The organism is Variovorax sp. dw_954 (genome assembly GCF_018449755.1).
GTDB lineage: Bacteria > Pseudomonadota > Gammaproteobacteria > Burkholderiales > Burkholderiaceae_C > Variovorax.
The window spans coordinates 104,900-124,293 of record NZ_JAAVVD010000004.1; the positions used below are offsets into that span (position 1 = coordinate 104,900).

18 protein-coding genes are annotated in these 19,394 nt (G+C 67.7%); 11 read left to right on the forward strand and 7 right to left on the reverse strand.

Features of this window, described 5'->3' with window-relative positions:
• Positions 1-13: 13 nt before the first annotated feature.
• From HB681_RS08760 to HB681_RS08770, 3 genes are read right to left on the reverse strand one after another with little or no spacing between them, the layout of a single operon-like run.
• Complete coding sequence (locus HB681_RS08760) at positions 14-622, reverse strand: cysteine dioxygenase (protein WP_213954417.1); 609 nt, start codon at positions 620-622, stop codon at positions 14-16.
• Positions 619-1,608: an ABC transporter substrate-binding protein gene (locus HB681_RS08765; protein ID WP_213954418.1), complete on the reverse strand. Its 990-nt coding sequence runs from the start codon at positions 1,606-1,608 to the stop codon at positions 619-621. The genes HB681_RS08760 and HB681_RS08765 overlap by 4 nt, the downstream gene beginning before the upstream one ends.
• Positions 1,605-2,825, reverse strand: a complete 1,221-nt coding sequence (locus tag HB681_RS08770) for an acyl-CoA dehydrogenase family protein (protein ID WP_213954419.1) — start codon at positions 2,823-2,825, stop codon at positions 1,605-1,607. The genes HB681_RS08765 and HB681_RS08770 overlap by 4 nt, the downstream gene beginning before the upstream one ends.
• A 128-nt stretch (positions 2,826-2,953) precedes the next feature.
• On the opposite strand from HB681_RS08770, the gene HB681_RS08775 reads away from it, so the two are divergent.
• The 8 genes from HB681_RS08775 (at position 2,954) to HB681_RS08810 (ending at position 11,200) form a co-directional block, all read left to right on the forward strand.
• On the forward strand, positions 2,954-3,961 hold the full coding sequence (locus HB681_RS08775) for an ABC transporter substrate-binding protein (protein WP_213954420.1): 1,008 nt from the start codon (positions 2,954-2,956) through the stop codon (positions 3,959-3,961).
• A 30-nt stretch (positions 3,962-3,991) separates the two neighbouring features.
• The gene (locus tag HB681_RS08780; protein ID WP_213954421.1) at positions 3,992-5,113 is read left to right on the forward strand and encodes an LLM class flavin-dependent oxidoreductase; all 1,122 of its coding nucleotides are present in this window, start codon (positions 3,992-3,994) and stop codon (positions 5,111-5,113) included.
• Between the two features lie 37 nt (positions 5,114-5,150).
• Positions 5,151-5,975: a class II aldolase/adducin family protein gene (locus HB681_RS08785; protein WP_213954422.1), complete on the forward strand. Its 825-nt coding sequence runs from the start codon at positions 5,151-5,153 to the stop codon at positions 5,973-5,975.
• Between the two features lie 13 nt (positions 5,976-5,988).
• Positions 5,989-6,990 (forward strand): ABC transporter substrate-binding protein, encoded by a 1,002-nt coding sequence (locus HB681_RS08790; RefSeq protein WP_213954423.1) that lies wholly within the window; start codon positions 5,989-5,991, stop codon positions 6,988-6,990.
• Positions 6,991-7,100: 110 nt separating this feature from the next.
• Entirely contained in the window at positions 7,101-8,090 is a 990-nt protein-coding gene (locus tag HB681_RS08795) for an ABC transporter permease subunit (RefSeq protein WP_256354217.1), read from the forward strand.
• Positions 8,084-8,866: an ATP-binding cassette domain-containing protein gene (locus HB681_RS08800; RefSeq protein WP_213954425.1), complete on the forward strand. Its 783-nt coding sequence runs from the start codon at positions 8,084-8,086 to the stop codon at positions 8,864-8,866. Before HB681_RS08795 ends, HB681_RS08800 begins: the two co-directional genes overlap by 7 nt.
• Positions 8,867-8,924: 58 nt before the next feature.
• Entirely contained in the window at positions 8,925-10,082 is a 1,158-nt protein-coding gene (locus HB681_RS08805; protein ID WP_213954426.1) for a cytochrome c, read from the forward strand.
• 164 nt (positions 10,083-10,246) lie between these two features.
• Complete coding sequence (locus tag HB681_RS08810; RefSeq protein ID WP_213954427.1) at positions 10,247-11,200, forward strand: ABC transporter substrate-binding protein; 954 nt, start codon at positions 10,247-10,249, stop codon at positions 11,198-11,200.
• Between the two features lie 220 nt (positions 11,201-11,420).
• On the opposite strand, the gene katG is transcribed toward HB681_RS08810, so the two are convergent.
• Positions 11,421-13,670, reverse strand: a complete 2,250-nt coding sequence (katG, locus tag HB681_RS08815; protein WP_213954428.1) for a catalase/peroxidase HPI — start codon at positions 13,668-13,670, stop codon at positions 11,421-11,423.
• Between the two features lie 194 nt (positions 13,671-13,864).
• Between katG and HB681_RS08820 the strand changes: the two genes are divergently transcribed.
• Positions 13,865-14,797 (forward strand): CysB family HTH-type transcriptional regulator, encoded by a 933-nt coding sequence (locus HB681_RS08820; RefSeq protein WP_213954429.1) that lies wholly within the window; start codon positions 13,865-13,867, stop codon positions 14,795-14,797.
• Between the two features lie 153 nt (positions 14,798-14,950).
• On the forward strand, positions 14,951-15,376 hold the full coding sequence (locus HB681_RS08825) for a DUF1801 domain-containing protein (RefSeq protein WP_213954430.1): 426 nt from the start codon (positions 14,951-14,953) through the stop codon (positions 15,374-15,376).
• Positions 15,377-15,409: 33 nt separating this feature from the next.
• Here HB681_RS08825 and HB681_RS08830 read toward each other — a convergent pair whose 3' ends face one another.
• Genes HB681_RS08830 through HB681_RS08840 form a run of 3 tightly spaced genes read right to left on the reverse strand, consistent with a single transcriptional unit; the run spans position 15,410 to position 18,197 of the window.
• Complete coding sequence (locus tag HB681_RS08830; protein WP_213954431.1) at positions 15,410-16,279, reverse strand: ABC transporter permease; 870 nt, start codon at positions 16,277-16,279, stop codon at positions 15,410-15,412.
• Positions 16,276-17,172, reverse strand: a complete 897-nt coding sequence (locus HB681_RS08835) for an ABC transporter ATP-binding protein (protein ID WP_213954432.1) — start codon at positions 17,170-17,172, stop codon at positions 16,276-16,278. Before HB681_RS08835 ends, HB681_RS08830 begins: the two co-directional genes overlap by 4 nt.
• Complete coding sequence (locus tag HB681_RS08840; RefSeq protein ID WP_213954433.1) at positions 17,172-18,197, reverse strand: ABC transporter substrate-binding protein; 1,026 nt, start codon at positions 18,195-18,197, stop codon at positions 17,172-17,174. Before HB681_RS08840 ends, HB681_RS08835 begins: the two co-directional genes overlap by 1 nt.
• Before the next feature lie 239 nt (positions 18,198-18,436).
• Between HB681_RS08840 and HB681_RS08845 the strand changes: the two genes are divergently transcribed.
• A complete protein-coding gene (locus tag HB681_RS08845; protein ID WP_213954434.1) occupies positions 18,437-19,393 on the forward strand; it encodes a TauD/TfdA family dioxygenase in 957 nt (318 codons plus the stop codon).
• The last annotated feature ends 1 nt before the right edge of the window (position 19,394 follow it).

Genomic DNA, 19,394 nt, shown 5'->3' on the forward strand with positions numbered 1-19,394 from the left:
TACGTAAAAGCAGTCATGCGGGGCTTCGGAGTTCGGCGGAACGGTCCCAGAGATTGGGCAGCACGGTGTTGGAGTAACCGGAGATGAAGGGCTTGCGGCCGCCTTCGTCGGGATAAGTATGGCGCCGCACCGCGCCGATGTTGGCGCCGTACACGTGGATGCTGATCGACACGCGGTCGTCGAAGGCATTGCGCACGCGGTGCACGTCGCCGATGGTGGGCGACACGGCCTCGACCTCGCCGGGATCGAGCCGCACTTCCTCCGCGTGCGGATACAGCAGCCCGCCATGCGCCGAATAGCCCTGGCTGAACTCCGCGCCGCGGAGCATGCCGATCAGGCCCCACACGGTGTGGTCATGCACCGGCGTGGCCTGCCCCGGGCCCCAGACGAAGCTCACGACCGAGAAGCGCTCGGTGGAGTCGGCATGCAGCAGGTACTGCTGGTAGCGCAGCGGGTCGGGCTGCGCGAAGGCCTCGGGCAGCCAGTCGTCACGGGCGACCAGCCAGCGCAGCATGGCGCCGCCGTCGCGCAGCACGCGGCCTTCGTCGGGGCGGTTGTCGAGCAGGCGGCCGAAGGCGGTGACGAACTCGCGCAAGGGTGCGATGCCGGGCGCTGCGCTCATGCGGGACGCCGCCACAGCTCGGCATCCGTGATGGCGCGCACGTCCACCCGCACCGGCAGGATGCCATCACGCGCCGAGCGGTCGGCCACGTTCTGCAGCGCGGCGATGTCGGCCTCGCTCACCGGGCGGCCGGCCACGGTCGAGCGCGCCGTGATGATTCGCGACGCTTCGATCGGCAGGCGCGTGAGTTGCGTGTAGGCCTGTGCATAGGCCTCGGGGTTGGCGAGGGCCCAGTCGCCGGCGCGGGCGAGGCGGTCGAGGAACTGCACGATCGCCGTGCGCTTCGCCGGGTCCGCGAGCGCGGCCTCGCTGGCGGTGATGAAGCCGAGCCCCGTGTTGATGCCGCGACCATCCCGCAGGATGCGCCCGCCCTGCTGCGTCGCGATCGTGTAGTACGGGTCGAAGACGGCCCAGGCCTCGATCTGCTTCGAGGCGAATGCCGCCGCCGCATCGGTCGGCAGCACGAACTTGATCGTCAGGTCCTCGCGCTTGACGCCGGCCTCCTCCAGCGCGCCGTAGAGCTGGTATTGCGAGATGCTGCCGCGCGCCGACGAGACGATCACCGTCTGCCCGCGCAAGTCTGCGACGCTGCGGATCTTCGATTCCGCCTGCACCACGATGCCGAGCGACTCGGGCTTGCCGACGCGCGTGGCGACGATCTTCAGCGGCGTCTTGCCGACAGCTGCGGCCAGCACCGGCAGGTCGCCGGCCATGGCCGTGTCGACCGCGCCGCTGCGGTGCGCCTCGAACAGCGGCGCCGCACCCTGGAAATTGGCCCAACGCCAGGCGAAAGGCGCGCCTTCGAGCGTGCGCGAGGCTTCGAACAGGGCGCGCAGGCCGCCGGCCTGGTCGCCGAGGACGAGCGAGGTTTGCTGCAACTGCGGCTGCGCGAAAGCGGGCCGCGAGACGAGGCTCGCCGTGCCGATGGCCGCAGTGGCCTGGAGCAGCCTGCGGCGGGAGAGTTTGCGGGCGTCGTAGGGCGTCATGCGGTGGCTTTCTGCAAGGCCCGCTTGCCGGCCGCGACCAGAACCGCATCGTTCTGCGGCGTGTGGATGCGGCCGCACAGCACGTCGCGCAGATGGCGCTCCAGCGGGTTGTGGCGTGTGAGGCCGTGATTGCCGCTGAGTTGCAGCGCGAGTTCGACCGCGCGGATCGCGTTGTTCGTCACCGTGTATTTGAGCAGGCCGCTGTCGACGGCCGATGGCGTGCGGCCCTGGTCGACGGCAGTGGTCGCGTGATCGAGCAGCACGTGGTTGACGTGCAGCAGCGCATCGATCTCGCCGACATGCTCCTGCACGCGCGGCAGGCTTGCGAGCGGCGCGCCGAGGCCGCTGGGCGCGCGCTGGTTCAGGAAGCCGACGAGCCAGTCGCGCGCCGCGTGCGCGACCGCGTCGTAGAGGCTGCCGAGCAGCACCACCATCCAGGCCTGCTGCGTGGCGTGGGCATCGATGTCGGTCTGGCTGCCGGCATCGGGGGCCCATTCGGCGGGTGCGCGCAGGTCCACGGCATGGGCCAACGGGATCGCCACATCCTCGAAGATGACTTCATGGCTGCCAGATGCGCGCAGGCCCAGGTGGTCCCAGCTTGCGACGATTCGAACACCCGGTGCATCGCGTGGCACGAGGAAGGTGCCCACGCGTGGCTCGGGTTCGTCGGTGCGGCCCCAGACCGCGAGCCAGTGCAGGCCCTCGATGCCGGTGGTGTAGAGCTTGTGGCCGTCGATGCGCCACCCGTCGCCTTCGCGGCGCGCGACTGTCGCGGGCAGGCCGCCGCGTGCGGGCGAGCCGAGCAGCGGTTCGACGCGCAGCGCGTTGATGAGCGCGCCATGCGCCACCGCATCGCGCGCCACGCGCTCGCGCAGCGCGCTCGGCCAGCGGTTGTCGCTGCGGCCGAGCGCATGGTGCTGCAGGTAGGTCATCGTCAGGATCAGCGCGGTGGCGGGCTCGCCGCGCGCGACGGCGGCGATCACGCTGCGAGCGGCTTCGAGGCTCGCACCGCCGCCGCCGAATTCGCGCGGCGCGACGAGCGCAACCAGGTCATGGGCCTGCAGCACTTCGAAGTTGGCATGCGGATACGCACCGCTGCGATCGAAATCCTCGGCAGTGCTCGCGAACTGCTGCGCGAGCTTTTCAAGCAGCGCCGCATCGGGGGCGATGGACGCGGGGAGATCGGGCGCCGAGCGGCGCAGGGGTAGTGCACTCATGCAGCGAAGTTAAGCGGGCATGGCGCGCAGGCGAACGACCGATCCCGCATATCCAAACTCGTTTTTCTGCGTTCGCTTCCGGCGTGCCGGCCGGTACGGTTCACCCTCCTCAACGTCCGACAGACCGCATGAACATTGCATCCTTCAATCGCCGCGAGTGGCTGCAGGCCGCAGCCGCCTTCGGTGCGGCGGGCCTCGGCGCGACCGCATCGCGCGCAGCGCCGTCGCAACAACGGCAAGACCTCAGCGGCGTCACGCTGCGCGTCGGCACGTACAAGGGCCTGTGGCGCCCGCTGCTCACGGCATCGGGGCAAGCCGACACGCCCTACAAAATCGATTGGCGCGAACTCAACAACGGCGTGCTGCACATCGAGGCGATCAACGGCGATGCGCTCGACCTCGGTTCCGGCAGCGAGATCCCGGCGGTGTTCGCGGCGCGGCAGAAGGCGCATGTGCGCTTCGTCGCGGTCACCCACGAAGACCTCAACAACCAGGCCACGCTGGCGCGCACGGACGCGCCGATCAAGTCCATCGCCGACTTCAAGGGCAAGCGCATCGGCTACGTGCGCGCCACCACCTCGCACTACTACCTGGCCAAGCAACTGGCGGAAGTCGGGCTTTCGTTCAACGACATCACGCCGGTGAGCCTGACGCCGGCCGATGGCCTCTCGGCCTTCGCGCGCGGCGACCTGGATGCCTGGGCCATCTATGGCTACAACGGCCAGTTGGCGCGCACGCAGTACGGCGCACGCACCATCAAGACGGGCGTGGGCTACCTCTCCGGCAACTTCCCGATCTATGCCAACCCCCGCACGCTCGATGACGCGCCTCGGCGCGCCGCCATCGCGGACCTGCTGCAGCGGCTGCAACGCTCTTTCGCGTGGATCAACAGCAACTACCTGGCCTATGCGCGTGCGCAGTCGGCCGAGACGCGCGTGCCGGTCGGCGACATCGTCGAACTCTTCAACGGCCGCAGCGGCGACTACAGCCTGGCCGCCATCGACGACAGCGTGATCCGCAGCCACCAGGACGTGGCCGACACCTTCCAGAAGCTCGGCGTGCTCGACGGCCCTGCCAACGTGCGGCCGCTGTGGGACCGCAGCTTCGAGACCCTTCTTCGCGCGCACGGCGCCTGAGCCTTTACTTCTTCACCAAAGGAACTTCACATGAGCCAGCCACAACACCACAACGACGTCGAATTCATCGGAATGATCCAGGGCCAGAAGGTCTCGGAGATCCATGCCGCCAAGGGCCCCGCGATCGACCGCGACTACGTGCGCGCCTTTGCGCAGGCGCACGAGCAGGCCGGCTTCGACCGCGTGCTGGTGCCCCACCACTCCACCGGCCCCGACGCCACGCTCACCGTGGCCTATGCCGCCTCGGTGACCGAGCGCATCCACTTCATGCTGGCACACCGGCCCGGTTTCGTGGCACCGACTTTGGCCGCGCGCCAGTTCGCATCGCTGGACCAGTTCAGCGGCGGACGGCTCGGCGTGCACTACATCTCCGGCGGCTCGGATGAAGAGCAGCGCCGCGATGGCGACTGGCTCGACCACGACCAGCGCTATGCGCGCACCGACGAATACATCGACGTGCTGCGCAAGGTGTGGACCAGCGACAAGCCTTTTGACCACGAAGGCGCGCACTACCGCTACCAGGGCGCCTTCTCCGAAGTCAAGCCGGTGCAGACGCTGAACGGCAAGCCGCATGTGCCGGTGTACTTCGGTGGCGCATCGGAGGCCGCGATTCCCGTCGCCGGCAAGCATGCCGACGTGTACGCGCTGTGGGGCGAGTCGCTCGACCAGGCGCGCGAACTGACCTCGCGCGTGCGGGCCGAGGCGGCGAATCACGGGCGGCAGGTGCGCTTCTCCGTCTCGTTCCGGCCGATCCTGGCGGAGACGGAAGAACTTGCTTGGGAGCGTGCGGATCGCATCCTGGCCGAGACCAAGCGACTGCGCGTGGTGCAAGGCTTCGGCCGTGGGGGTCCGCAGCAGAGCGAGGGCGCGAAGCGGCTGCTCGCAGCTGCGGAGAAGGGCACTCGGCTCGACAAGCGCCTGTGGACCGCGGTCGCGCAGGAGATCGGCGGCCGCTCGAACAGCACCGCCCTGGTCGGCACGCCGGACCAGGTGGCCGACGCGCTGCTCGACTACTACGACCTCGGCGTGACCACCTTCCTGATCCGCGGCTTCGACCCGCTGGAGGACGCCATCGACTACGGCCGCGCGCTGATCCCGCGCACGCGCGAACTCGTCGCGCAGCGCGTCGCCTCGCAGCGCAAGGCGGCTTGAGCCGTTCATGCACCCACTCGCCATCAAGAGAGACCGAATGAGCGCTGTCCTTTCCATCGGCCGCGGCGCGAGCACGCGCCTGCAACTCAACCCGAACCCGCAGCAGAAATACTGGTTCGATCCGCCCGAGGAACGCACCAGCGTCGAGGCGGAACGCCGCCACCGTCAGGAGCGCCTCGCAGGCGCCGTCCGCCTGTTCGCGCGCTTCGGTTTCGCGCAAGGCCTCGCGGGCCACATCACCGCGCGCGATCCCGAGCTGACCGACCACTTCTGGGTCAACCCGCTGGGCATCCACTTCTCGCGCATCAGGGTGTCGGACCTGTTGCTCGTCAATGCGAAGGGCGAGACCGTGATCGGCGACAAGCCGCTCAACAAGGCCGCCTTCGCGATCCATGCGGCCATCCACGAGCACAACCCGAAGATCATCGCCGCCGCGCACACCCATTCGACGTATGGCAAGGCCTGGTCGACGCTGGGCCGAAAGCTCGACACGATCACGCAGGACAGCTGCGCGTTCCACGGCGAGGTGGCGCTGTTCGACGACTTCACCGGCATGGTGGTCGACGAGAACGAGGGGCTGCGCATCGCGAAGGCGCTCGGCGACGGCAAGGGCGCGATCCTCAAGAACCACGGCATCCTGACCGCCGGCCCGACGGTCGAGGCCGCGGCGTGGTGGTACATCGCGCTCGACAACGCTTGCCACACGCAACTGTTGGCAGAGGCCGCCGGCACGCCGCAACCGATCGACGAGGACGTCGCGCGGCACACGCACAGCCAGATTGGCGGGCCCGACGGCGCGCGCCATGCCTTCGAGAGCCTCTACGAAGGCCTGGTCGAAGCCGAGCCCGAACTCCTGCAGTAAAGCGAGCAACACCATGAACACTTCACTTTCACGCCGTGGCGTGCTGGCGCGCGGCGCCGGCGCTGCGGCCGTCCTCGCCTCGAGCGGCCTGCTCGCCTCGCGCGCCTGGTCGCAGCCGCGCAAGCTCACCTTCGCCTGGAACGCGACGGCCTTCTGCCTCTCCCCGGTGGTGGTTGCGCAGGAGCGCGGCATCTTCGAGAAAAACGGGCTCAACGTCGAACTGATCAACTACACCGGCTCGACCGACCAACTGCTGGAGTCCCTGGCCACGGCCAAGGCAGATGCGGCGGTGGGCATGATCCACCGCTGGCTGAAGCCACTGGAGTCGGGCTTCGATGTGAAGATCGTCGGAAGCTCGCACGGCGGCTGCGTGCGCATGGTGGGCGTGAAGGAAGCGGGCGTGACCGACCTGAAGAAGCTCAAGGGCAAGACCATCGGCGTGTCGGACATCGCGAGCCCGGGCAAGAACTTCTTCTCGATCCTGCTGAAGAAGAACGGCATCGATGCCGACACCGACGTGACCTGGCGCCAGTACCCGGCCGACCTGCTCGACATCGCGGTGAACAAGGGCGAGATCCAGGCCATTGCCGATGGCGACCCGACGCTCTACCTGATCGAGAAGCGCAACAAGGGCCGCTATGTGGAGCTGGCCTCGAACCTGTCGGGCGAATACAAGGACAAGGTCTGCTGCATCGTCGGTGCACGCGGCGAACTGGTGCGCAACGACAAGCCGACCGTGGCCGCGCTGGTGCGCTCGATCGTGCAGGCCTCGGACTATGTGGCCGAGAACCCCAACGAGTCGGCGAAGCTGTTCGCGAAGTATTCGCCGAAGGTGCCGGTGGAGGACCTGCAGGCGCTGCTCGGCACCTTGACGCATGCGCACCACCCGACCGGCAAGAGCCTGCGCGACGAGGTCGAGTTCTATGCGCGCGACTTCAAGTCGGTCGGCGTTCTGAAGAGCACGACCGACCCGGTGCGGCTGGCCAACCATGTGTCGGTGGATGTGCTCGCATGACGACGGTTGACGACGTCCTGGGCGCGCCGTTGCAGCGTTCATCCGCGGCTGTTGCGACGCGGCCTGCGGCGGCGCCAGCGCCGCGCTCGCAGCGTGCAACTATTGCCAGCATGGTGCCTGCCTCGCTGCAGGAAGCGCCTTTCACTGGGATCTGGCGCACAGGCATGATCGCCTCCGTGGCGTGGGCTGGGCTCGGCGTGCTGACGCTGGCATGGCCCAACAAGGAGGTCGGCTTCAGCGACTGGAATTTCACACGCGAGTTCGGCATCTCGGCGCTCGTCGTGGCGGCGCTGGTGCTCGCCATTGCCTTGCTCGGTGGACGCGCGGGCCGCGTGGGCCGGACGCTGCGGCCTGCGGGGCAATGGCTGGTGGCCGCACCGTTGCTGCTCGCGCTGTGGGAGCTGGCCACCGCCAAGCTCGGCCTGCTGCCGCCGCCCTTCTTCGCGCCGCCGCAAAGCCTGGTCGACGTGGCCGTGGAAGACTGGCAAAGGCTGGGCCTGTCGACCGCGCATTCGCTGCGCCTGCTCGCCCATGGCTTCGTGCTCGGCACGCTGGTCGGCTTCGGAACGGGCGTGTGGATCGGCTGGTCGCGCATCGCGGGTTACTGGGTGCATCCGCTGCTGCGCTTCCTCGGGCCGGTGCCTGCTTCGGCGCTGCTGCCGCTGGCATTCTTCTTCGCGCCGTCGAGCTACGCGGCGGCCGTGTTCCTCATCGGCCTGGCCACCTTCTTCCCGGTCGCGGTGCTGACCTGGTCGGGCGTGGCGTCCGTCAACAAGAGCTACTACGACGTGGCGCGCACGCTGGGCGCGAGCGAATGGTTCCTGGTGCTGCGCGTGGCCATACCCGCCGCATTGCCGCAGGTGTTCGTCGGGCTCTTCATGGGATTGGGCGCATCGTTCTCGGTGCTGGTGACGGCCGAGATGATGGGCGTGAAGGCGGGCCTCGGCTGGTACCTGCAATGGGCGCAGGGCTGGGCCGCCTACGCCAACATGTACGCGGCGCTATTGGTGATGGCGGTGCTGTGCTCCAGCCTGATCACGCTGCTGTTTACGGTGCGCGACCGCGCGCTGTCGTGGCAGAAGGGGACGGTCAAGTGGTAGACCTTGCAAACCCCGTCGAGACGGGCGCGCGCATTGGCGTGCACAACGTCAGCCACTGGTTCAAGCAGCAGAGCGGCGTGCTGCAGGTGCTGGACGACATCAGCATCGATGTGCGACCCGGCGAGTTCGTCGCGCTGCTCGGGCCGAGCGGCTGCGGCAAATCGACGCTGCTGCGACTCGTCGCCGGCCTCGAGCCCGCGACCGCCGGCACCATCACTCAGGACGACGCGCCGATCACGCGACCCGACCCTTCGCGCATCGTCGTGTTCCAGGACCCGACGCTCTTCCCGTGGCGCAGCGTGTGGGACAACGTGGCGCTCGGACTGCAGGCGCGCGGGCTGCTGAAGTCGCAGCGTTCACGTGTCGACGATGCGCTCAGGCTGGTCGGTCTCACCGAGTTCGCGAAAAGCTTTCCGCACCAGTTGTCGGGCGGCATGGCGCAGCGCGTGGCATTGGCGCGCGCGCTGGTGAACGACCCGCAACTGCTGGTGCTCGACGAGCCGCTCGGCAAGCTCGATTCGCTCACGCGCATCGCGATGCAGAGCGAGTTGGTCAACCTGTGGCAGCGCGCGGGCTTCTCGGCCTTGCTGGTCACGCATGACGTGGAGGAGGCGCTGTTCCTCGCCAACCGCGTGATCGTGCTGAGCGACCGGCCGGCGCGCATCACGGCGGAGTTGATCGTCGACCTGCCCTATCCACGGCACCGCGGACATCCGCGACTGGCGGAGTTGCGGCATGAGGCGCTGCGGCACCTCGGGCTCGACGCGACCTGGTGACGAGCGCTCGGCCCAAGGCCGTTGCGGGCGGCCTTGCGCAGCGGCCCCGGCCTGAACCATGAACATCCCGAGCGCCGATTGGGTCAACCCGCTGATCCAGCTGCTGGAGGCCGTGCAACTCGCCGTGCTGCGGCTGTTGTCGTGGGCGGGTCTGGCAGGCGCCAGCGAGGGCCAGGCGGCATGGCCATGGACTGTGCGGCTGACGGGCGAGAACCTGCTGATCGACCTGGGACAGGCGCGGCGCCTTGCATGGACGCTCGGGTTGCTGGCGCTTGCTTTCATCGTGCTGCTGCTCGCGCTGCTGTGGCGGCGGCGTCGGTGGTGGCTCATCGCCACGGTGCCCTTGCTGCTGCTGATCGCGCCCTGGCCCGACGCCGGCGTGCTGCTGTCGCCCGCGCAGCCGACGAGCTTTCATCGCTCGCCCACCGGCTTCAGCGCGGCGTCGATATCGCAAGGCCGCGCGCTCTATGCGCAGCACTGCGTGGCATGCCACGGCGCAGACGGCCGCGGCGGGCCGCTCGCGTCGGCGCAACCCGTGTGGCCGCCGAACCTTTCCGGCCCGCTGCTGTGGCGGCGCGCCGATGGCGATGTGCTGTGGCGCATCCTGCACGGCACGCACGACCGGCGCGGCCACGCGACCATGCCGGCCTTCGCCGACAGCCTCGATGCGCAGGACGCGTGGGCGCTGATCGATTTCATGAAAGCCAATGCCGCCGGCCAGAGCCTGCGCGCGACCGGCGCATGGGCACAGCCCGTCGCCCTGCCCGGCACGACGGTGCGCTGCGACGGCCGTGCGCCGAGGGCGCTTTCCAGCTGGCGCGGCCAGCGCGTTCGCATCGTGCTGGCCGATGCATCGAGCGCACTGCCACTCGAAGACCCGCGCCTCGCAACCGTGGTCGTCCGCACCGCGCCGCGCTTGCCTTCGACGCCAGCAGCCGACTGCGAAGTCGACGATGCCGAGCTACGCGACGCCCTCGCGCTTATCGCCGGCAGCGACGCGCTCCCCGGCCTGCAACTGATTGCCGACCGCGATGGATGGCTGCGCGCACGCAGCGGGCCGGGCCAGGCCGCATGGTCCGAAGACGACTTGATCTGCCGCACCGATCTCGCACCCCGGGCCGCCGAACGCGCACCCGCCAGCGATGGCCTGGGCGCACTCATCGCACGCATCGATGCCGAGCCGGTGCGTTTCGTCAAGGGCGGGTTCATTCACTAGAAGTCATGAATCTTTCTACTGCGGCCACCGATCTCGGGCCCGCGGTCCTCACCGCACGAGAGTGCGGTTCCGGTCCGCAGACCCGACCTCGGCGCCCTCGCTACGAAATCTTCACGACTTCTGCCGCTTCCACTTTCACTTGCACTCAACCAAGGACTTCGCACATGACTTCATCCAGCCACACCTCGCGCCGCCACTTCATCGCCGGCACCGCCGCCGCGCTCATCGCGTTGCCCACGCTGCATGCCCAAACCCGCCCCGTGCTCAAGGCCGGCGATCAGAAGGGCGGCCTGCGCGCGTTGCTCGAAGCGGCCGGCGGCCTCGAAGGCGTGAGTTATGACATCCAGTGGTCGGAGTTCCCGGCCGCCGCGCCGCTGGCCGAGGCGCTGAACGCCCAGGCCGTCGACTCCGGCCCCATCGGCGATGCGCCCTTGATCTTCGCGCTGGCGGCCGGCACCCGCGTGAAGGCCATCGGCGCGAACCGTTCGGACTCCTATGGCACGGCAGTGCTGGTGCGGCCCGATTCGACGCTCAAGACCGCCGCCGATCTCAAGGGCAAGAGCATCGCCACCAACCGCGGCTCCATCGGCCATTACGTCACGCTGAAGGCCATCACCTCGGCGGGCCTGAAGCCGGAGGACGTGAACATCCGCTTCCTCGCACCCGCGGATGCCAAGCTGGCGCTGACCCAGGGTTCAGTGGATGCTTGGGCAACGTGGGAGCCCTACACCGCGCTGGCCGAAACCAGCCAGCATGCGCGCGTGCTGGTGAGCGGACGTGGCCTGCTGCCGGGCCTGAGCTACCTGGCCGCGACCGATGCGGCCATCGCGTCCAAGCGTCCGGTGCTGCAGGACTTCCTGCAGCGCGTGGTGAAGGCGCAAGTCTGGTCCTACCGCAACGTCGATGCCTACTCCAGCACGCTGGCCCGCATCATCGGCATCCCGCCCGAGGCGGCCAAGCTCCAATTCGAGCGGCGCCAGCAGCAGTGGATCGCGATCGACGCCAAGGTGATCGCGGACCAGCAGGCCACCGCCGACTTCTACGAGCAGGTCGGCCTCATCAAGCAGCACCTCGACGTGCGCGGGACCTTTGATACGGGCTTCGGGACCAGCGCATAAGCGACAAGTCGAGATGGCTCTGCCTTTCCGACCAGATCTCGCGCCGGCCCCGAGGGTAGGAAGATTTCGTAGCGAGGGCGCCGAGGTCGGGCCGCGGAGCGGAACCGTACTCCAGTACGGTGACAACGCAGTTGCGGCGAGGCTGACAATTGCGCGAAGCGCTTGTCATGCCGGAGCCAACACCACAGGCCCGAGATCGGTGGCCGCAGTAGAAATATTCCTACCCTCGAAGGTCGAAGCGGTCCAGGTTCATCACTTTGGTCCAGGCCGCCACGAAGTCATCGACAAACTTCTCCTTGGCGTCCGCACCGGCATAGACCTCGGCAACAGCGCGCAGCACCGAGTTCGAGCCGAACACCAGGTCCGCGCGCGTCGCGGTCCACCGGGTCTGGCCTGATTTGCGGTCACGCCCTTCGAACTCGTCCTGGCCGCCAGCGACCGCCTTCCACTCCGTCGCCATGTCGAGCAGGTTGACGAAGAAGTCGTTGGTCAGCGTACCCGGCTTCTGCGTCAGGACGCCGGCCTTGGACCCCCCGGCATTCGCCCCGATCGCACGCAGCCCGCCAACCAGCACGGTCATCTCCGGCGCCGTCAACGTCAGCAGTTGCGCCCGGTCGACCAGGAACACTTCCGCCGGCACGCCGTAGCGCACGCTCGTGTAGTTGCGGAAGCCATCCGCCACCGGTTCCAGCGGCGCGAAGGACTCCACATCGGTCTGCTCCTGCGACGCATCGGTGCGTCCTGGCGTGAACGGCACCTTCACTTCGCGGCCCGCGGCCCGCGCCGCCTGCTCCACACCCGCGCCACCGGCCAGCACGATCAGGTCGGCCAGCGAGATCTTCTTGCCGCCCGCGCCGTTGAACCCGCTGCGGATGCCTTCCAGCGTCTGCAGCGACTTGGCCAGCTGCGCCGGATCATTCACGGCCCAGTCCTTCTGCGGCGCCAGCGCGATGCGTGCGCCGTTCGCGCCGCCACGCTTGTCGGAACCGCGGAAGGTCGAGGCCGACGCCCATGCCGTCGACACCAGCTGCGCCGGCGTGAGGCCCGAGTCCAGCACCTTCTTCGTCAGCGACGCGACATCCTGCGCATCGACCAGCGGATGGTCGACCGCGGGCACCGGGTCCTGCCAGATCAGCTCTTCCTTCGGCACTTCCGGCCCGAGGTAGCGCGCACGCGGCCCCATGTCGCGGTGCGTGAGCTTGAACCAGGCCCGCGCGAAGGCATCGGCGAACTGGTCGGGGTGCTCCATGAAGCGGCGCGAAATCTTTTCGTAGGCCGGGTCCATGCGCAGCGACAGGTCGGTGGTCAGCATGGTCGGCACCAGCTTCTTCGATGGATCGTGCGCGTGCGGGATGGTCGCGCCTGCGCCCTTGGCCACCCATTGCTGCGCGCCGGCGGGGCTCTTGCTCAGTTCCCATTCGTAGCCGAACAGGTTCCAGAAGAAGTTGGTGCTCCACTTCGTCGGCGTGGTGGTCCAGGTGACTTCCAGGCCGCTGGTGATGGTGTCGCCGCCCTTGCCGGCGCCGAAGCTGTTGTGCCAGCCCAGCCCTTGCGCCTCGATGCCGGCCGCCTCGGGCTCCAGCGCCACGTTCGATGCCGGTGCCGCGCCGTGGGTCTTGCCGAAGGTGTGGCCGCCGGCGATCAGCGCCACGGTCTCCTCGTCGTCCATCGCCATGCGGGCGAAGGTGTCGCGGATGTCATAGGCCGCCGCGATCGGGTCGGGGTTGCCGTCCGGGCCTTCGGGGTTCACGTAGATCAGGCCCATCTGCACGGCGCCCAGCGGGTTCTCCAGGTCGCGCGAATGCTTCACCTCGCTGTCGTCGTCCTTCACGAGCACGCCGTGAGCCTCGTCGACGCCAGGCGATCCCCTGGAATAACGCACGTCACCGCCCAGCCATTTTTCCTCGCGGCCCCAGTAAACGTCCTGGTCGGGCTCCCACACGTCGGGTCGGCCGCCGCCGAAGCCGAAGGTCTTGAAGCCCATGGTTTCCAGCCCGACGTTGCCGGCGAGGATCATCAGGTCGGCCCAGGAGATCTTCTTGCCGTACTTCTGCTTGACCGGCCAGAGCAGGCGCCTCGCCTTGTCCAGGCTCACGTTGTCGGGCCAGCTGTTGAGCGGCGCAAAGCGTTGCTGGCCGCGGCCACCGCCCCCACGTCCGTCGCCGATGCGGTAGGTGCCAGCGCTGTGCCAGGCCATGCGTACGAACAGCGGGCCGTAGTGGCCGAAGTCCGCCGGCCACCAGTCCTGCGAGTCGGTCATCACGTCGGCGAGATCCTTTTTCAGGGCGGCGTAGTCCAGGCTCTCGAACTCCTTCGCATAGTCGAAACCATCGCCCATCGGGTCCGACTTGGCGGAGTGCAGGTGCAGCAGGTCGACGCGCAACTGTCGGGGCCACCAGTCGCTGTTCGTCGTGCCGCCACCGGCTGCCTGGCTGAAGGGACACTTTGCCTCGGTCTTCTCATTGGCCATGGAATCTCCTGTTGTTGCATGAGGGGGGATTGATTCTGTGGCAGACGCCGCGCGAGGGGAATAGAGCAAATCAATGTTGGCCATAGCGTGCCGACCAAGGGTTTGTCATCTCCGTGCCAAAGACATTTCGCTCATTTGGAATCAACAAATCGTTCGTTCCTGAAATGAAGCGCGCCCGCCAGAATCGCCCCATCATGAATTTCCAACAACTTCGCTCGGTGCGAGAAGCCGTGCGAAGCGGCTTCAACCTGACAGAGGCCGCGCAGACACTGCACACCTCGCAACCCGGCGTGAGCCGCCAGATCCGCGAACTCGAGGACGAGCTTGGCATCGAGCTGTTCGTGCGCGCCGGCAAGCGGCTGACCGGACTCACCGAGCCCGGCGGCCATGTGCTGCCGATCATCGAGCGCGTGCTGATGGAGAGCACCAACCTGCGCCACGCAGGCCAGGAGTTCGTCGCACAGCAGAGCGGCGTGCTCTCGGTCGCGGCGACGCATTCGCAGGCGCGCTATGCGCTGCCCGTGGCGGTGCAGGAGTTTCGCGCGCACTACCCCAACGTTCGGCTGCACCTGCACCAGGGCTCGCCGAAGCAGATCGTGCAGATGCTGCTGGAAGGCGAGGTCGACGTGGGGATCGCGACCGAGGCGCTGGCCGACTATCCGCAACTGCTCGCCCTGCCCTGCTACCGCTGGACCCATTCGGTGATCGTGCCGCCGGGCCACGCGCTGCTGGATGCGCCGCTGACGCTGGACGCGTTGGCGCAGCACCCGCTGATCACCTACGACACCGGCTTCACCGGCCGCACGCGCATCGACGATGCGTTCGCGCAGCAGGGCCTCACGCCCAACATCGCGCTGGCCGCGATGGATGCGGACGTGATCAAGACCTATGTGGGCCTGGACATGGGCGTGGGCATCGTGGCCAACATCGCCTACGAGGCGGAGCGCGACACGCAACTGCGCGCGATCGACGCAGGGCACCTGTTCGGCATCAACCTGACCAAGCTGGCGGTGCGGCGCGGGAGCTACCTGCGCGGGTATGTCTATGCCTTCATCGAGTCGTTTGCGCCGACCTTGACGCGCGCTGTGGTGGACCAGGCATTGAGCGACGAGGCCACGCTGGCATAGAGCCCTCCGTCGATACGGGTGCTTCCTGCGCGTGGAGAGCCTGGCGCTTCTCGCTGGACCGGACCGGCCTTAACATCGCGCCTCCGAACTCTTACAGCACCATCCGTCATCGTCTTTCAGGCGCAAGGCGGGTGAGCATTCCAGGATGCGCGCATGACGAAAAAGCCCGCCGCGAGTGAAGGGGCCTCGGCACCCGAACTCATCTCCAAGCGAATCGCCGAACTCGGTGACTGGCGCGGTGAAACGCTCGCGCGGATGCGCAAGCTTGTTCACCAGGCCGACCCGGACGTGGTCGAGGAATGGAAGTGGATGGGCACGCCGGTCTGGGAGCACGACGGCATCATCTGCACGGGCGAGTCGTACAAGGACAAGGTCAAGCTGACCTTTGCCAAGGGGGCGCATTTGAAAGACCCGGCCAAGCTCTTCAACTCCAGCCTCGACGGCAACCTGCGGCGCGCGATCGACATCGCGGAGGGTGAGGAAGTGGATGCAACTGCCTTCAAGGCGCTCGTGCACGAGGCGATCGCGCTGAACAAGCTGAAGCCGGCGAAGAAGACGAAGGCCAAGGCAAAAGCCTGAGCCGTCGGCAGGCCCGATACGGCCTGCCCGCCCTCAGCGCTGCTGCCCCCACTTCCGCACTGTCAACCGCTCCAGCGTCGCGAACCCCAGGCTCTCCACCAGCAGCCCGATCAGCACCACCATCGCAAGCCCCGCAAACACGCGGTCGGTGTACAGCTCGTTGCGGTTCTGGAAGATGTACCAGCCCAGCCCGCCCTTGCCCGACGACGCGCCGAACACCAGTTCCGCCGCGATCAGCGTGCGCCACGCGAAGGCCCACCCGATCTTCAACCCCGACAGGATGGCCGGCAGCGCAGCGGGCACCAGGATCTGCAGCACATAGCGCAGCCCCTTCAAGCCATAGTTGCGCCCCGCCATGCGCAGCGTCTCCGGCACGCCCTGGAAGCCCGCATAGGTGTTGAGCGCCAGCGGCCAAAGGACAGAATGGATCAGCACGAAGACCAGGCTGCCGCGCCCCAGCCCGAACCACAGCAGCGCCAGCGGCAGCAGCGCAATCGCGGGCAGCGGATTGAACATCGAGGTCAGCGTGCCCAGCAGGTCGCGGCCGATCTGCGTCGACACCGCCAGCGTGGTCAGCGCGAAGGCGAGCAGCACGCCGGCGACATAGCCCTGCAGCAGCACCGCCATCGAGATGCCGACCTTCTCGACCAGCTCGCCGCTTGCCAGCCCTTCGACCAGCGCCTTCGCGGTGGCCGTGAAGGTGGGCAGCAGCAGGTCGTTGTCCTGCCAGCGCGCGGCCAGTTCCCACAGCACGGCCAGCACGACGAGGATCAGGCCCTTGCGCAGCCAGCCCTGCGCCCACAGCCGCGTCGCGAAGGGCAATGCACGCTCGACCGGCAGCTCGGTGAAGGGCGCGAGCTTCAGTTCGTATTCCGGCCGCACGGGCGGGATCAATGCGCTCATGAAGCAGCGCCCTCTTCCTCGAACAGCATGCGGTGGATGCGTTGCGCGGTCTGCTGGAAATCCGCGCCGCCCAGGCTGTCGAGCGAGAAGCCGTGGCTGTTGATCTCGGCGCGCATGCGGCCCGGATGCGGCGACAGCAGCGCGATGCGGTTGCCCACCACCAGCGCCTCCTCGATCGAGTGCGTGACGAACAGCAGCGTGAAGCGCACCTCGTCCCACAGCGCCAGCAGTTCTTCCTGCATCTTGCGCCGCGTCAGCGCGTCGAGCGCGGCAAAGGGCTCGTCCATCAGCAGCACGCGCGGCTGCATCGCCAGCGCACGCGCGATGGCCACGCGCTGCTTCATGCCGCCCGACAGCTGGTGCGGATGCACGTCGGCGAACTTCAACAGGCCCACCTTGTCGAGGTAGTGCAGCGCGCGTTCGGCGGCCTCCTTGCGGCCCAGCGTGCGCGAGGCCAGCAGCGGGAACATGACGTTCTGCTTCACCGTCTTCCACGGCGGCAGCTGATCGAACTCCTGGAACACCACGATGCGGTCCGGCCCTGGCGCGGTGACGGCGCGGCCATCGAGCCGGATCTCGCCTTCGACCGGCGCGATGAAACCGGCGATGGCCTTGAGCAGTGTCGACTTGCCACAGCCGGATGGCCCGAGCAGCACGAAGCGATCGGCGGCATGAAGGTCGAAGCTCACGCGATGCGTGGCGCGCACCACGCGTTCCGGCGTGCGGTATTCGAGGCTGACGCGGTCGACCTGCAGCAATGCGCCTTCGCTGGTTGCCAATGTGCCAGATGCCGATTCGCCATCGGAAGCATCGAGAGACCGAGCCGGCCGCACCGGCGGCGCAACAGCTTGCGGCGCAAACGGCGCGCCGACCCGCAACGCGCTTTCCGCCATCAATTGCCCGCCGCGTTCTGCGCGTCGTCGAAGAAGTAGTCCTTCACCGAGGCGGGCTTGTTCTTGATCGCGCCGACACGATGCATGAACTCGGCCAGCTGGAAGGTGTTCTGCGGCGTCGTCTTGAACTGGACCTCGGGGCTCTTGATGATCTTCAGCAGCAGGTCGCGGTCGATCTTCGCATTGCTCACGCGGATGTAGATGTCGGCGGCCTTGTCGGGGTTGGCGGTGACGAACTGCGCCGCGTCGTTCAGGCCGTCGATGAAAGCCTGGTAGGTCTTCGGGTTCTCGTTGCGGAATTTCTCGGTGGCGTAGAGCACCGTGGCGGACGCCGGCCCGCCGAGCACCTCGTAGGAGTTGAGCACGATGTGCGCGTTCGGGTTGCCGGCCAGCTCCTGCTCCTGGAACGGCGGGTTGCCGAAGTGGCCGGTGATCTCGGTGCCGCCCTTGATGATGGCGGCGGCCGCGTCGGGGTGCGGCAGCGCGACGCTGATCTTGTCGAGCTTCGCGAACTCCTTGTCGCCCCACAGCTTGGCCGATGCGAGCTGCAGCACGCGCGACTGCACCGACACACCGACGGCCGGCAACGCGATACGGTCCTTGTCGGTGAAGTCCGCGATGGTCTTCACGCTGGGGTTGTTGCTGACCAGGTAGTACGGGAAGTTGCCAAGCGAGGCCACGCCCTTCACGTTCTGCTTGCCCTTGGTGCGGTCCCACAGCGTGAGCAGCGGGCCGACGCCGGCGCCGGCGATCTCGATGTTGCCGGACAGCAGCGCGTCGTTGACGGCCGGGCCGCCCGAGAGCTTGACCCATTCGACCTTGGCGTCGACACCGGCCGCCTTGGCCCGCTTCTCGATGAGCTTCTGGTCCTGCGCCACGTTGAGCAGCAGGTAGACGATGCCGAACTGCTCGGCGATGCGCAGCTGCCCTTCGGCGTGTGCGGCCAGGCTGCTGCCCAACAAGCCGATGGCGGTGACGAATGCGGCGGCCTGGCGGCTCCACGGGCGGGTATCCAAACGGGGCATGGTGTTGTGTCGACTCAAGGACGAAACGATCGACTCTAGGGCGACGGCAGCGCGAACGGAACGAATGATTCGTGGGTTGCTTACTACTCAAACATCTGAGCTTCGATGGTGCGTTCGCATGCGCGAAAAGCGAATTTGGTTATCTGGATTGCTTCGTAGCAAAGCGCGTTCTTCAGCGACTCGCGCCCATAGCATTCGTGCCCCATACCGATCCCACGCATCCGCAGGAGCACAAGACCATGAGCACGCAGACCCCGTCCGCCATCGACGACACCTTCAACGCCTTCAAGGTCCGCCGCGTGGCCGGCAACATCGGCGGCGAGGTGCTCGACCTGAATCTCTCGTCCACCTTGCCCGACGCCACGCAGGACGAGATCACGGCCGCGCTGGTCAAGCACAAGGTGCTGTTCTTCCGCGGGCAAAGCCAGCTCGACGACAGCGAGCACCAGGCCTTCGGCGCGCGCTTCGGCAAGACCGTCGCGCACCCGACGGTGCCTTCGCCGCAAGGCACCAAGCTGTTCGAACTCGACGCATCGAAGGGGGGAGGACGCGCCGATTCGTGGCACACCGACGTGACCTTCGTCGATGCCTTCCCGAAGATCTCGATCCTGCGCGGCGTGACGATCCCGGCCTATGGCGGCGACACCGTCTGGGCCAACACCGCCATCGCCTACGAACGCCTGCCCGACAACCTGAAGCGCCTCGCCGATTCGCTCTGGGCCGTGCACAGCAACGACTACGACTACGGCGCCGACCGCGTGCAGGTCGAGGAAGAACGGCTGCGCCATCACCGCAACGTGTTCGTGTCGGCCGTGTACGAGGCCGAGCATCCGGTGGTGCACGTGCATCCGGTGTCGGGCGAGCGCGCGCTGCTGCTGGGGCACTTCGTGAAGAAGCTGGTCGGCCTGTCGAGCACCGAGTCGGCGCGCATCTTCGAGCTGCTGCAGAACCGTGTCACGCGGCTGGAGAACACCGTGCGCTGGAACTGGCGGCAGGACGACGTGGCGATCTGGGACAACCGCGCCACGCAGCACTTCGCGATCAACGACTACGGCAAGCAGCCGCGACTGGTGCGGCGGGTGACGGTGCATGGCGAGCCGGCCGTATCGGTCGACGGCCAGCGCAGCCGCACGCGCAGCCGGCCCGAGGCGACGAATGACGAGCGCATCGACGAGCTGATCACGGCAACAGCCTGAA

Bases quoted from the DNA above. Each gene is read 5' to 3' on its own strand.
- HB681_RS08760 (WP_213954417.1), bottom strand. From the start codon at position 622: ATGAGCGCAGCGCCCGGCATCGCACCCTTGCGCGAGTTCGTCACCGCC.
- HB681_RS08765 (WP_213954418.1), bottom strand. From the start codon at position 1,608: ATGACGCCCTACGACGCCCGCAAACTCTCCCGCCGCAGGCTGCTCCAG.
- HB681_RS08770 (WP_213954419.1), bottom strand. From the start codon at position 2,825: ATGAGTGCACTACCCCTGCGCCGCTCGGCGCCCGATCTCCCCGCGTCC.
- HB681_RS08775 (WP_213954420.1), top strand. From the start codon at position 2,954: ATGAACATTGCATCCTTCAATCGCCGCGAGTGGCTGCAGGCCGCAGCC.
- HB681_RS08780 (WP_213954421.1), top strand. From the start codon at position 3,992: ATGAGCCAGCCACAACACCACAACGACGTCGAATTCATCGGAATGATC.
- HB681_RS08785 (WP_213954422.1), top strand. From the start codon at position 5,151: ATGAGCGCTGTCCTTTCCATCGGCCGCGGCGCGAGCACGCGCCTGCAA.
- HB681_RS08790 (WP_213954423.1), top strand. From the start codon at position 5,989: ATGAACACTTCACTTTCACGCCGTGGCGTGCTGGCGCGCGGCGCCGGC.
- HB681_RS08795 (WP_256354217.1), top strand. From the start codon at position 7,101: ATGGTGCCTGCCTCGCTGCAGGAAGCGCCTTTCACTGGGATCTGGCGC.
- HB681_RS08805 (WP_213954426.1), top strand. From the start codon at position 8,925: ATGAACATCCCGAGCGCCGATTGGGTCAACCCGCTGATCCAGCTGCTG.
- HB681_RS08810 (WP_213954427.1), top strand. From the start codon at position 10,247: ATGACTTCATCCAGCCACACCTCGCGCCGCCACTTCATCGCCGGCACC.
- katG (WP_213954428.1), bottom strand. From the start codon at position 13,670: ATGGCCAATGAGAAGACCGAGGCAAAGTGTCCCTTCAGCCAGGCAGCC.
- HB681_RS08820 (WP_213954429.1), top strand. From the start codon at position 13,865: ATGAATTTCCAACAACTTCGCTCGGTGCGAGAAGCCGTGCGAAGCGGC.
- HB681_RS08825 (WP_213954430.1), top strand. From the start codon at position 14,951: ATGACGAAAAAGCCCGCCGCGAGTGAAGGGGCCTCGGCACCCGAACTC.
- HB681_RS08830 (WP_213954431.1), bottom strand. From the start codon at position 16,279: ATGAGCGCATTGATCCCGCCCGTGCGGCCGGAATACGAACTGAAGCTC.
- HB681_RS08835 (WP_213954432.1), bottom strand. From the start codon at position 17,172: ATGGCGGAAAGCGCGTTGCGGGTCGGCGCGCCGTTTGCGCCGCAAGCT.
- HB681_RS08840 (WP_213954433.1), bottom strand. From the start codon at position 18,197: ATGCCCCGTTTGGATACCCGCCCGTGGAGCCGCCAGGCCGCCGCATTC.
- HB681_RS08845 (WP_213954434.1), top strand. From the start codon at position 18,437: ATGAGCACGCAGACCCCGTCCGCCATCGACGACACCTTCAACGCCTTC.